General features: G+C 58.3%; 13 protein-coding genes. 9 read left to right on the forward strand and 4 right to left on the reverse strand.

What is annotated here, in order from left to right:
* Nucleotides 1-33: 33 nt before the first annotated feature.
* The 3 genes from grxC to GOW93_RS16645 are packed head-to-tail and all read left to right on the forward strand — an operon-like array spanning nt 34 to nt 1,576.
* Nucleotides 34-291, forward strand: coding sequence for a glutaredoxin 3 (grxC, locus tag GOW93_RS16635; protein ID WP_170386812.1), 258 nt, complete (start codon nt 34-36; stop codon nt 289-291).
* Entirely contained in the window at nt 291-1,121 is an 831-nt protein-coding gene (locus tag GOW93_RS16640) for a carbon-nitrogen hydrolase family protein (protein WP_170386814.1), read from the forward strand. Before grxC ends, GOW93_RS16640 begins: the two co-directional genes overlap by 1 nt.
* Nucleotides 1,122-1,135: 14 nt before the next feature.
* A complete protein-coding gene (locus tag GOW93_RS16645) occupies nt 1,136-1,576 on the forward strand; it encodes a MarR family winged helix-turn-helix transcriptional regulator (RefSeq protein ID WP_170386816.1) in 441 nt (146 codons plus the stop codon).
* Between the two features lie 151 nt (nt 1,577-1,727).
* Here the strand turns inward: GOW93_RS16645 and GOW93_RS16650 are convergent, their stop codons facing one another.
* Together GOW93_RS16650 and ubiG are read right to left on the reverse strand one after the other, a co-directional pair.
* A complete protein-coding gene (locus tag GOW93_RS16650; RefSeq protein ID WP_170386818.1) occupies nt 1,728-2,312 on the reverse strand; it encodes a hypothetical protein in 585 nt (194 codons plus the stop codon).
* 21 nt (nt 2,313-2,333) lie between these two features.
* The gene (gene ubiG, locus GOW93_RS16655; protein ID WP_170386820.1) at nt 2,334-3,080 is read right to left on the reverse strand and encodes a bifunctional 2-polyprenyl-6-hydroxyphenol methylase/3-demethylubiquinol 3-O-methyltransferase UbiG; all 747 of its coding nucleotides are present in this window, start codon (nt 3,078-3,080) and stop codon (nt 2,334-2,336) included.
* A gap of 48 nt (nt 3,081-3,128) precedes the next feature.
* On the opposite strand from ubiG, the gene pip reads away from it, so the two are divergent.
* The 6 genes from pip (at nt 3,129) to infB (ending at nt 10,417) form a co-directional block, all read left to right on the forward strand.
* Nucleotides 3,129-4,106 (forward strand): prolyl aminopeptidase, encoded by a 978-nt coding sequence (gene pip, locus GOW93_RS16660; protein WP_170386822.1) that lies wholly within the window; start codon nt 3,129-3,131, stop codon nt 4,104-4,106.
* Nucleotides 4,103-4,924 carry an ABC transporter substrate-binding protein gene (locus GOW93_RS16665; protein ID WP_170386824.1) on the forward strand — a complete coding sequence of 274 codons (822 nt, stop codon included), beginning with the start codon at nt 4,103-4,105 and terminating at the stop codon, nt 4,922-4,924. The genes pip and GOW93_RS16665 overlap by 4 nt, the downstream gene beginning before the upstream one ends.
* A gap of 160 nt (nt 4,925-5,084) precedes the next feature.
* The gene (gene rimP / locus GOW93_RS16670; RefSeq protein ID WP_170386826.1) at nt 5,085-5,675 is read left to right on the forward strand and encodes a ribosome maturation factor RimP; all 591 of its coding nucleotides are present in this window, start codon (nt 5,085-5,087) and stop codon (nt 5,673-5,675) included.
* Entirely contained in the window at nt 5,675-7,288 is a 1,614-nt protein-coding gene (nusA, locus tag GOW93_RS16675; protein ID WP_170386828.1) for a transcription termination factor NusA, read from the forward strand. The genes rimP and nusA overlap by 1 nt, the downstream gene beginning before the upstream one ends.
* Nucleotides 7,289-7,310: 22 nt before the next feature.
* Entirely contained in the window at nt 7,311-7,934 is a 624-nt protein-coding gene (locus GOW93_RS16680; protein WP_170386830.1) for an RNA-binding protein, read from the forward strand.
* An 8-nt stretch (nt 7,935-7,942) separates the two neighbouring features.
* Entirely contained in the window at nt 7,943-10,417 is a 2,475-nt protein-coding gene (gene infB, locus GOW93_RS16685) for a translation initiation factor IF-2 (protein WP_170386832.1), read from the forward strand.
* Here infB and GOW93_RS16690 read toward each other — a convergent pair.
* Both GOW93_RS16690 and GOW93_RS16695 read right to left on the reverse strand, forming a co-directional pair.
* Nucleotides 10,345-11,958 carry an adenylate/guanylate cyclase domain-containing protein gene (locus GOW93_RS16690; protein ID WP_170386834.1) on the reverse strand — a complete coding sequence of 538 codons (1,614 nt, stop codon included), beginning with the start codon at nt 11,956-11,958 and terminating at the stop codon, nt 10,345-10,347. The two genes, infB and GOW93_RS16690, sit on opposite strands and share 73 nt — an antisense overlap.
* Nucleotides 11,959-12,151: 193 nt before the next feature.
* Entirely contained in the window at nt 12,152-12,976 is an 825-nt protein-coding gene (locus GOW93_RS16695; RefSeq protein ID WP_170386836.1) for an alpha/beta hydrolase, read from the reverse strand.
* Nucleotides 12,977-12,978 lie beyond the last annotated feature (2 nt).

Consider the following 12,978-nt stretch of genomic DNA (forward strand, 5'->3'; position numbering starts at 1 on the left):
CGCTCAAGATTGTGCGAAACCAAAGGGACGAAAATGAAACCGGTTGAAATCTACACCTCGCCGCTGTGCGGCTTTTGCCATGCGGCCAAGCGTTTGCTGAAACAGAAAGGCGTCGAGTTTACAGAGGTCAATGTGTTGACGAATCCCAAACGTAAGCCCGAGATGATCAAACGCGCTGGTGGCAAGCGCACCGTGCCGCAGATTTTCATTGGAACGCGGCATGTGGGCGGCTGTGACGATCTCTATGAGCTTGAGAGGCAGGGCAAGCTGGATCCTCTGCTGGCGGCGTAATGAAATCTGCGCTGCTGCAGCTTTGTTCGTCGGATGACCCGGCCGAAAACCTGGCCACCGTGCGTGACATGATGGCCGAGGCTGCAAGTCAGGGCGCGCGGTTCATCCTGACGCCCGAGGTGACAAACTGCGTCTCGACAAGCACGACGCGGCAGCGCGAAGTTCTGCAGCACGACGAGGATGACCAGACGTTGGCGGGATTGCGGGATCAGGCCGCCGCGCTGGGCGTCTGGCTGTTGATCGGTTCCCTTGGAATCAAGACCCATGATGCCGACGGGCGCTTTGCCAACCGTTCTTTCATGATCGACCCTCAGGGGCAGATCGTGGCGCGGTATGATAAGATTCATATGTTCGACGTGCAGGTCTCGGAAACCGAAACCTTCCGCGAGTCTAAAAACTACCGCCCCGGCAATAAAGCGGTGATTGCCGAGACCGATTTTGGCAAGGTTGGCCTGACTATTTGCTACGATATCCGCTTTCCACATCTATACGCCGCGCTGGCGCAGGCGGGGGCGCGAATCCTTACCGTTCCGGCGGCGTTTTCACCGGTCACCGGTGCTGCACATTGGGAATCGCTGTTGCGAGCACGCGCGATTGAGACCGGCTGCTGGGTGCTGGCCCCAGCGCAGACAGGCGAACACCCGAAAACCCGTGGTAAGACGCGCTTTACATACGGTCACAGCATGGTTTTAGCCCCGTGGGGAGAGGTCGTCATCGACGCAGGGACCGATCCAGGCATTCACTTTTTCGATTTGGATGATAGTTCTGTGACAGAGGCGCGCCGTCGGGTGCCCTCATTGACTCACGTGCGGCCTTTCGACGGGCCCTGACCCAGAACCGAGCTATGACGGACGAGAAAAATGCCCTTGCGGTCACGCTGTTCAGCGAGATCCTGACCGCCGATCAATTGTTGCGCAACCGGCTGAGCCGGGTGCTGCCGAAGGGCATGGAAATCTCGCATTTCTCGGTGCTGAACCATCTGGTCTTTGTCGGCGACGAGCGCACCCCGGCGCAGCTGGCCAATACATTTCACGTTACGCGCGGTGCGATGACCAATACGTTGGCCAAGCTGGAATGGGCCGGATACATCCACATTCGCCCCGACTGGGACGACGCCCGCCGCAAGATGGTCGCAATCAGCCCCGCCGGTAAACGGGCGCGGGATCAGGCGATTTCGTCGATAGCCCCGCTGATCAACCGCGTGGTCGGAGAGCTGGGGCTGGAGCGGGTCCGCAGCACGTTGCCTGTGCTGCGGGATTTGCGGTTGCAGTTGGAGGGGGAGTAGGGGCGAAATCCGTTGTCCTATGTCAGACCGAAGACTACCGCGGTCAGACGTGAAGTCTAAGAATTTTGGCTTCTTGGTACTTAACGAGGCACTGTTCACTTTTTGCCCTTGGGTTTTAAAACGATCTGCTTTTAAGCACAGGTTTGTGTATTCACCTTATTCCCAAGATCAACGCATCTAGAAGCAGCTGCAAATCATTGGCCTGCATTTTTGGGTTGCCTTGCAAGCCAACCCCAGCGGCAGCCGCCGCCGCGAATAGAAGACAGGATTCTATTCCATCCACGCCCTCATATTTGCCACCATGGACAAGCCATATAAAATAGTCCCCTTTTTCGTCTTCATTAGTGGCGTTAATTCTTCCGACGTTGCATCCTTCGTTAGAGAGTTTGTGTGAAGCAAATATATCTATCGTCTCTTCGGTCGGTTCTAAACCGAATGGATCCACAAACTTGCCTTCCGAAACTATTTTAGGGGCGATAAAGACAGCAAAGAACTCCGCCCTAATCAGATCATACTTGTTTGAGCTTGAGGACAGGTATCGATCCGCAATTTCCCGAACCGACTCAGAAACTTTTGGATCGCTTACATAGCCATACAGCGGAACGCCTTCATGCTCATACACGAACCCACCTAGTGCGTTTCCTGCTTCTTGCGCTGAGACACGTGGGCAATTGAATAAGGTAGCAGCGGAAACAGCTGCACAACAAAATATTGTGCGCCACAGCGCGTATTTCAAAGATCGAATCAAATATCTACCTCAACCTGGCTTCACACTCGCCGTCACATAATTCACGCTCAGATCCCGGTCCGAGATCGACCAACTCCACAGGATCGGGTTGAACACGAATCCCTTGCGGTCTACCGGCTCCAGCCCGGCTTGGCTCAGCAGGTCGAACAGCTCATCCGGGGTGATGAATTTGTTCCATTCATGCGTCCCGCGAGGCAGCCAGCGCATGACGACCTCAGCCCCGAAAATCGCCATCGCATAGGATTTCGGGTTGCGGTTGATGGTTGAGCAAATCTGCAACCCGCCGGGTTTCAGTAGTTGCCGCGTGGCTGTCAGATAGGACAGCGGGTCCGCTACGTGCTCGACCACTTCCATGTTCAGAACTACATCGAATTGCTCGCCCGCCTCGGCCAACGCCTCGGCGGTGGTATGGCGGTAGTCGATGTCCAGCCCGGATTGCTCGGCGTGAATGCGCGCGACGGGCAGGTTGCCCTCGGCTGCATCTGCACCAGCGACCGTAGCGCCCAAGCGGGCCATCGGTTCGCTCAGCAAGCCGCCGCCGCATCCAATGTCCAGCAAACGCAGGTCCTGAAAGGGGTTTGGCGCCTTCAAATCACGGTCAAACTCGCCCGCAATCTGTTGTGTGATATAATCCAGACGGCACGGATTCATCATGTGCAGCGGTTTGAATTTTCCGTGAGGGTCCCACCACTCTGCCGCCATCGCTTCGAATTTTGCGATCTCGGACGGGTCCACAGTGTTCGGATGCGCTTGCATTCCTGTCTCCGTATGCTCTTTTACGTTTAAGGACTATATAGGGCCATAATGGACAAGTACCCGGACCAAAAGCGCGCAGTTCAATATCTGCACCCGCCGATCGACCCCTTCGATCAGCGCATGCTGGATGTGGGCCAAGGCCATCGCATCTATATGGAACAATGCGGAAATCCGAAAGGGATACCGGTTGTGGTGCTGCATGGAGGACCCGGTGGCGGCTGTAGCCCGGCGATGCGGCGGTATTTTGATCCCGATGTCTATCGGGTGATTCTGTTTGATCAACGCGGTTGCGGGCGCTCGCGGCCACATGCGTCGGTGACTGACAACACCACTTGGCATCTGGTGGCCGATATCGAACGGCTGCGGACCCTGCTGGATATCGACGATTGGATTGTGTTCGGCGGCAGTTGGGGGGCGACCCTGGCTTTGATCTACGCTCAGGCACATCCTGATCGGGTCGCTCGTTTGGTGCTGCGCGGTGTGTTCCTGGCTACGCAGGCCGAGCTGGATTGGTTCTATGGCGGCGGTGCAGGCAAGTTCTGGCCCGAGCAATGGGCCAAATTCACCGCTCTGCTGACCGAAGATGAGCTGTCCGACACGATCAGAGCCTATAACAAGCGCTTGTTCTCGGGTGACCGCGCCACAGAGATTCTGTACGCGCGGGCCTGGTCGGCCTGGGAAAACGCGCTGGCATCGGTCCACGCACCGGGTGGCGTCGGAGAAAGCCCCGGCGAATATGCCCGTGCCTTTGCGCGGCTTGAGAATCACTATTTCATCAACGGTGCTTTCCTTGAGAAAGATGGCCAGATTTTGGATCAGATGGACAAGGTCGCCCACATCCCCGGCCATATCGTGCAGGGGCGTTACGACATGATCTGCCCACCGCAAGCCGCCTGGAGCCTGGCTGAACGCTGGCCCAATGCAGAGTTGAAAATGGTGCGCAATGCAGGCCATGCCCTGTCCGAACCCGGAATCAGCGCCGAGCTAGTCCGCATCATGGACCGCGTGGCCGAGGGGGTGGCATGACTCGGATGGACCGTCGTGCTCTGTTCGCCTCGGGTGCTGCGGCTGCGCTGCTTGCAGCCACGGGCGCGTCTTTAGCGGATACGCCGAAAAAGGGCGGCACATTGCGGTTGGCTGTGCCGCGCGATGACAGCCTAGAGCAGGTGGCCCGGGGCGCCGTGTTCGACACCCTGACCGAGATCGCGCCCGACGGCACCTTGCGCGGTGAACTGGCAACAGGCTGGCACACCGATGCCCACGCGCGTATCTGGCGCTTTGACTTGCGCCAAGGCATCACGTTCCACGATGGCGCGGCGCTGGCAGTAGAAGATGTGGTCGCGGTTCTTCGTGAGGTTGGACAGGCCGAGGCGCTGACGACCGACTCGGTGCGGTTGGAATTGGCCGAGGCCAATCCGGGCTTGCCCTTCTTGCTGGCCGACAGCCGCTTTGTCATCACGCGGGACGGGCAGGGTGTGACGCCTCTGCCCACAGCCAACGGCACTGGATGCTACCGTGTGGAACGGGCCGAAGATGATCGACATTTCCTAGGACGCAAGGTGGCGGGGCACTACAAGGACGGTGCGGCCGGGTGGGCCGAGGCGTTCGAGATTATCGTCATCCCCGACGCCCGCATCCGAGCCGAGGCCCTGCGGGACGGTTATGTGGATGTTGCGGCGCTGCCCGCGAGTGATGATTTGAGAGGCCAGCGCGGCCTGCGCTATCACCCCAGCGAATCGGACATGGCGCTGGCCGTGGCCCCGCATGTGGGTATGCCGCGCCAGATCGGGGCGAGACGCGCGCTGGACGACGGGCGTATTGCCGAACGGTGGTGGCGGGCGTAAATCCGTTCACGACGCCTGCCGGGGGTTGCAGTTTCGACAAACCCTGCGTATATGCAGTTTCAACAGCGGCGTGTCGGGCTTCGGTCCGGGGCTCCACCGGAAAAGATCGACGGGCCGCGCGCCCGTTTTTTTGTGCCCGTATGACAGGGTAGAGAACCTGATGACAAACGACCTGATAGCCAAAGCTGCCATTGACAGGCGACTGGCCGAGATCATCACCCCCGTGATTGAGGATCTGGGGTATGAGCTTGTCCGCATCCGCCTGATGAGCGGTAAGCAGACCACACTGCAGATCATGGCTGACAAGCCCGATGGCGGCATCGAAGTGGATGACTGCGCCGAAATCTCGAACGCGGTCAGCGCCACTCTGGATGTTGAGGACCCGATTCTCGACGCATACACGCTGGAAGTGTCCAGCCCCGGAATCGACCGCCCTTTGACCCGTCTCAAAGATTTCGAAACGTTCGAAGGGTATGAGGCCAAGATCGAAACCGCCGAACTGATCGACGGTCGTCGCCGCTTCAAGGGTGAACTGGCGGGGATCGAAGGGGATGAGGTTCTGATCAACATCCCCGAAGGCTCCGAGACGATCACCATCGGTCTGCAATTCGACTGGCTGAGCGATGCCAAGCTGGTCCTGACCGATGACCTGATCAAGGAAATGTTGCGCCAGCGCAAAGACGCCGGTGCCCTGAACGAAAACGCTTTCGACGAGATTGAGACCGAAGGGTCCGAAGAGGAGACGAACTGATGGCAATCACCTCAGCCAACCAGCTGGAGCTGCTGCAGACCGCCGAGGCCGTGGCCCGCGAAAAGATGATCGACCCCGGTCTGGTTGTCGAAGCGATGGAGGAATCGCTCGCTCGCGCCGCCAAAAGCCGTTACGGCGCCGAGATGGACATCCGCGTGTCGATCGACCGTAAGACCGGCAAGGCGACCTTCACCCGCGTTCGAACCGTGGTCGAGGACGAGGAACTGGAAAACTACCAGGCCGAGATGACCGTCGAACAGGCGAAACAGTACATGGAGTCGCCTGAAGTTGGTGATGTCTTCGTGGAAGAAGTACCGCCGGTAGAAATGGGCCGTATCGCTGCCCAGTCGGCCAAGCAGGTCATCCTGCAAAAGGTGCGTGAAGCAGAACGCGATCGTCAATACGAAGAATTCAAGGATCGCGCAGGCACCATCATCAACGGTGCTGTTAAGCGCGAGGAGTTCGGCAATGTCATCGTCGATCTGGGCGGTGCCGAGGCCGTTCTGCGCCGCAATGACAAGATCGGCCGCGAAAGCTATCGCCCGAATGACCGCGTGCGTGCCTATATCAAGGAAGTCCGCCGCGAGGTGCGTGGCCACCAGATCTTCCTGTCGCGCACCGCGCCGGAATTCATGGCCGAGCTGTTCAAGATGGAAGTGCCGGAAATCTATGACGGCATCATCGAGGTCAAGGCCGTGGCCCGTGACCCCGGTTCGCGCGCCAAGATCGCTGTGATCTCGTATGACGGTTCGATTGATCCCGTCGGTGCCTGTGTTGGTATGCGCGGCAGCCGCGTGCAGGCCGTTGTAAACGAACTGCAAGGCGAAAAGATCGACATCATCCCGTGGAACGAAGATCAGCCGACCTTCCTGGTGAACGCGTTGCAACCTGCCGAGGTCTCCAAGGTGGTTCTGGATGAAGAAGCTGGCAAAATCGAGGTTGTAGTTCCAGAGGAGCAGCTGAGCCTCGCCATCGGCCGCCGTGGTCAGAACGTGCGTCTGGCCAGCCAGCTGACCAACCTGGACATCGACATCATGACCGAGGCCGAAGAATCAGCGCGTCGTCAGAAGGAATTCGAAGCCCGTACGCAGCTGTTCATGGAAACGCTCGATCTGGACGAATTCTTCGCTCAGCTGCTGGTTTCCGAAGGCTTCACCAACCTCGAAGAAGTCGCCTATGTTGAGATCGACGAGCTTCTGGTCATCGACGGCGTTGACGAAGGCACTGCACAGGAACTGCAAACCCGTGCGCGTGAATTCTTGGAAGCACAGGCTAAGGCAGCTCTGGATGCGGCCCGTGCGCTGGGCGTCGAGGATAGCCTTATTGAATTCGAGGGCCTGACACCCCAGATGGTAGAGGCATTGGCAAAGGATGACGTGAAGACGCTGGAAGACTTTGCCACATGCGCCGATTGGGAACTGGCCGGTGGCTGGACCACGGTCGACGGTGAGCGTATCAAAGATGACGGTGTGCTTGAGCCTTTCGGCGTTTCGCTGGAAGAAGCACAGGATTTGGTTATGACCGCGCGCATCATGCTGGGTTGGGTTGACCCGGCCGAGCTGGAGCAAGCCGAAGAAGATGGCGAAGCTGTAGACGAGGAAGCCGAGGCCTGATCCCAGGCCTTGGGGTGCGTGCATGGGTCGCGGTGGCGTCCATAAGGATCGGTCCGAGGGGCCTGAGCGCAAGTGCATCGCCACAGGCGAGGTACAGCCGAAATACGGGCTGATCCGCTTTGTGACGGGGCCGGACGGTCAGGTCTATCCGGATGTCGCGGCGAAATTGCCGGGTCGGGGGGTCTATGTGGCGGCAGATCGTGCTGCGCTGGACAAGGCCGTGGGCAAGAAGCTGTTTGCGCGTGGGTTCAAGGCGCAGGTCACTGTGCCAAAGGACCTGACGGAAGAAGTTGAAAAGCAAGTTGCGCGCCGTGTGGTAGAATTGCTCAGCTTGGCGCGCAAATCCGGCGACGCGGTCGCAGGGTACGAAAAGGTCAAAACGTGGCTGGACCGGGAAGAGGCCCAGGTACTGATTCAGGCCGCAGATGGATCGGGGCGCGGCAAGTCGAAATTGAGCACGCCGCACTTTGGAAAATACATCGGCTGGCTGACGGCGGACGAGTTAGGGCAGGCATTTGGGCGCCAAACGGTGATTCATGCGGCCTTGGCCTCTGGTGGACTCGCCAAACGTGTTGTAGAGGAAGCGCAGCGCCTGCGTGGCTTGCGCGAAACGGATGACGGCGGCAGGGGCCGCACGGAAGGGTAAGAAGCTTTATGAGCGAGAATGACGGCAAAAAGACATTGGGTCTTCGTGGCGGGGCACGCCCCGGAAATGTGAAACAGAGTTTCAGCCACGGACGTACCAAGAATGTCGTGGTGGAAACCAAACGCAAACGCGTGGTGGTTCCCAAGCCGGGCGCCGGCAAACCGGGTGGCGGAGCGACGCCGTCGGGTGATCCGTCGCGCCGCCCTGCGGGTATCTCTGACGCGGAAATGGCACGCCGGATGAAGGCGCTGCAGGCCGCCAAAGCGCGTGAGGCCGAAGAGGCCGCCGCCCGCGAGGCTGCCGAAAAGGCGCGTGAAGAAGAACGCGCCCGCCGCCGCGCGGAACAAGAGGCCAAGGAACGCGAACAGCGTGAGGCTGAAGAACGCGCGCGCCAGAAGGCCGAAGAAGAAGATCGCAAGCGCAAAGAGGCAGAAGAAGCTGCCAAACGTGCTGCTGCCGCCCCGACCCCGGAAGAACCCAAGGCTGCCCGCGCCCCGGCCAGCAAGCCTGCTCCGGCTGCGACTCCGCGCAAGCAGGATCGCGAACGCGAACAGCGCGGCCGTGGCAAGGGTCGTGATGACAACCGCCGTTCGGGCAAACTGACACTGGGTCAGGCCACTGGTGGCGAAGGCAATCGCCAACGCTCGATGGCGTCGATGAAGCGCAAGCAGGAGCGTGCGCGTCAGAAAGCCATGGGCGGTCCGGTCGAGCGGGAAAAGGTGATCCGCGACGTTCAGCTGCCCGAGGCGATCATGGTGTCCGAGCTGGCCAACCGTATGGCCGAGCGTGTGGCTGACGTTGTCAAATCGCTGATGCAGATGGGCATGATGGTTACTCAGAACCAGACCATCGACGCAGACACCGCCGAACTGATCATCGAAGAATTTGGCCACAAGGTCACCCGCGTATCCGATTCGGACGTGGAAGACGTCATCAAAGAGGTCGAGGACAAGGACGAGGACCTACAGCCGCGTCCACCGGTCATTACCATCATGGGTCACGTTGACCACGGTAAGACCTCGTTGCTGGATGCGATCCGCGATGCGCGTGTCGTTGCCGGTGAGGCCGGGGGAATCACCCAGCATATCGGCGCCTATCAGGTTAAAACCGATGGCGGTACCACGCTGACCTTCCTGGATACGCCGGGCCACGCGGCCTTTACGTCGATGCGTTCGCGTGGGGCTCAGGTCACGGATATCGTGGTACTGGTCGTTGCTGCCGACGACGCGGTGATGCCGCAGACCATCGAGGCGATTAACCATGCCAAGGCGGCCGAAGTGCCGATGATCGTGGCGATCAACAAGGTCGACAAGCCGGACGCAAACCCGGACAAGGTGCGTACGGATCTGCTGCAACACGAAGTCATCGTCGAGAAGATGTCCGGTGAAGTTCAGGACGTCGAAGTATCGGCCATCACCGGTCAGGGCCTGGATGAGCTGCTGGAAGCCATCGCGCTGCAGGCTGAAATTCTGGAACTGAAAGCCAACCCTGATCGCGCCGCCCAAGGCGCCGTGATCGAGGCGCAGCTGGATGTGGGCCGTGGTCCCGTAGCCACCGTTCTGGTTCAGAACGGCACGCTGCATCAGGGCGACATCTTCGTTGTGGGTGAGCAATACGGTAAGGTCCGTGCGCTGATCAACGACAAGGGCGACCGCGTCAAGGAAGCTGGTCCGTCGGTTCCGGTCGAGGTTCTGGGTCTGAACGGCACGCCCGAGGCTGGTGACGTTCTGAACGTGACCGAGACCGAAGCGCAGGCGCGTGAGATTGCCGCCTATCGTGAGCAAGCTGCCAAAGACAAACGCGCCGCCGCTGGTGCCGCAACGACCCTTGAACAGCTGATGCAGAAGGCCAAGGAAGACGAAAACGTCACCGAGCTGCCGATTCTGATGAAGGCAGACGTGCAGGGTTCGGCAGAGGCCATCGTTCAGGCGATGGAAAAGATCGGCAACGACGAAGTACGCGTGCGCGTTCTGCATTCGGGCGTTGGTGCGATTACCGAGACGGATGTAGGTCTGGCCGAAGCCTCCGGCGCACCGATCTTCGGGTTCAACGTCCGTGCCAATGCTTCGGCACGGAACACCGCGAACCAGAAGGGTGTCGAGATTCGCTATTACTCGGTGATCTATGACCTCGTAGACGACGTGAAAGCCGCCGCATCCGGCCTGCTGAGCGCCGAGATCCGCGAGAAGTTCATCGGTTATGCCGAGATTCGCGAAGTCTTCAAGGTCACCGGCGTCGGCAAGGTTGCCGGCTGTCTGGTTACCGAAGGTGTTGCCCGCCGTTCCGCAGGCGTCCGCCTGCTGCGCGACAACGTGGTGATCCACGAAGGCACGTTGAAGACCCTGAAACGCTTCAAAGACGAAGTGGCCGAGGTTCAGTCGGGTCAGGAATGCGGCATGGCGTTCGAGAACTACGACGATATCCGCGCAGGCGACGTGATCGAAATCTTCGAGCGCGAAGAGGTCACCCGAACGCTGGACTGATCCGGTACGGTATAGAAATAGAAAACAGCGGCCCGAAAGGGCCGCTGTTTTTTTTGGAAGGCCGCAGGACCTCGTTGGTTTGTGCGAGATTTTCTGATTCCAGCCAGTGCCGCAATTCTTACAATTCTGTCCTGTATGAGAGGTGAGTCTGGGTAAACGTCGGCTGTGCGGACAAAGTTGCTATTTAATATTGTGGCTATGCAGCGGAATAGACCCAAACCTTTACACCGGATGCTCGCCCCCGAATTTCTTGGTAGCCAGCAAGTGTCAGTCGGTCGAGGTTCGGCACATTCCCAATTTTTTTGGATAGCACGCACCAACTCGTCGCTGGCAACGAGCTGCGCATCGAGGTCGCGAGTAAGATGTTCAATCCTGCTGGCAATATTCACGGTATCGCCGATTACACCATATTCAAGTCTGCGTTCATTCCCCATATCTCCGGCCACGACTGTGCCCCAATGAAGTCCGATGCCTACACGGATAGGCTCAAGGCCAGACAACAGTCTGTCCTCATTCCAATCCTTTAGGGCGTCGATCATCGCGAAAGAGCAATTCAATGCGTTTGCTGGATCGTCAGGGCTTGGGTCAGGCGTTCCAAAAGTCGCCATAAGCCCATCGCCTATGTATTTGTCCAAAGTTCCATTGTTGTCGAAAACGGCCTTACCCAGGCGCTCATGATAACCTCGAAGAAGGTCAATCACCTCCTCGGCGTTCGCGTTCTCACAGAGCTTTGTGAAACCCAAAATGTCAGCGAATAGCACTCCGACTTCCTGCTGTCTTGCGGTAGCAATCTTGGCATCCGAGTTGCTCAACTGGTTGACAACATTTGGCGAAAAATACCGGGCCAAACTCGCGCGTTTTCGTTCGGTCGAGAGCAAGTTCCACACGAGCCGACGGGAACGCGCCACTACGATTGCGAGGCCTGCAGAAACTATCAAAACGACCAGGAGCTCTGTCGCTGCATATCCAAGGAAAAGAAAGTTGAGGTCTGATCCAGCTTCAAGCAAAGAGTCTACAGATTGTTCCTGCAAATCTAGGTTGCTGTACACGCTAGGCTGGCTCAAAAACCACACCCACATTCCTACGCGGGCAAGAATGATGCTCAGCCCGCACCAGACAACCAGCACAGGTCGAAAGCTGAAAGACGCCTGCATCAAGAACATAAAGAAATAGAGGAAACGGGCCGAATCCATCGCAATGGCCGGTGGTAGGGGATCATCATTAAAGGGTGAGCTTAGCGTGAAGACCAAAGCCAACAGAGCGCAATCAAGGGAAACAAAAATCAGCTGGAGCCATAGTCCGGTATGACGCGTACGAGCGGCGGCGTACTGAAGCCCGCCGAGTACGACGAAGACAAAGATTTCCAGAAGATTGAAGTAATACGTCGGTCCCGTTTCTGTACTGTCGATGGCTTGCCACAAAAGAACAAGAACCAAAGCGACGGTGCGAACTTTGGCGGCCAGCAAAATGCCACGGCGTTCCTCTTCTGCAAAGGCTGCCTCGCTGCGTTCCAGCAATCTGTTTTGGATCTTATCTGACATATCCCTGGTATCTTAGACGGGCTCTCAAGATCGCCAAACCAATCTCATTTGGGAAATCCAAAGAGAAACGTTAAGACTGCTTTGGGCTCGAACCGGACATTCGAGGCTCGGTCAAAAAAGTACGGTTTGAATTGGTTGTGTTGGCTTTTTGAGGCAAAGGCCAAATCTGTCTAATGCTCAATACCCCTTATTATCACCACGTGGCCAAAAACGTCCCCGGATGCATGATGATGTCGAAATGCTGCATCCCTTTTCTCAGATCAAAACTGACCGAATGCCCTCCCTTGCGCAGCAGTTCCGCATAATCCCGACTCTGGCGGATAAACTCGGGCGTGTCGCGTTCGGCCACTGTCACGTGATAGCGCGGGCCGGGGGTGGGCAGGTGCAGGATGGGTGACAAGTCGTGCACTTCGACCGGCGTCAATTGAAGCGGGTCGTTGACGGGTGTCAGGCTGATCGGTTCCAGATCATAAATTCCGCTGATCAGGATCACATCGCGTACGCGTAGTCTTGCGCGAGCCAGTTCATTGGCCGAAGTCGCCATCACCATGGTTGCCAAATGCGCCCCGGCACTGTGTCCTGACAGGGTAATCCGCGACGGATCAAAACCCAGCGTATCGGCCTGAGATGCCAGCCACACCAGCGCATCTCGGCACTCGGTGATCATGTCACTGATGCGCGCGGTCGGGGCGAGAGTGTAATTCAGCGTCGCAAAGGCTTGTCCGCTCTCAACTATGGCAGGCGCCATCATGGCGGAGTCGCGATGGCTCAGGGCTTGCCAATAGCCGCCGTGAATGAACACGTGCAGGGGTGCGTTGGTCACGCGTGCCGGGAAGAAGTCCAGAACTTGCGCGGGGCTGTCACCATAAGAGAGGTTCTCTTTCACCTCCAACCGTGCGCGGTGCTGTGCGCTCAGCGCGGCGTAGCTGTCCAGATAAGGCGTCAGGTCGCCGCCGATCATCGAGCTGGGAGAGTATTCCTGGTCCAGCTCTTCCCGTGTGAAACCCCGGTACAGCATCG

This window comes from Ruegeria atlantica, assembly GCF_013032455.1.
Taxonomy (GTDB): domain Bacteria; phylum Pseudomonadota; class Alphaproteobacteria; order Rhodobacterales; family Rhodobacteraceae; genus Ruegeria; species Ruegeria atlantica_B.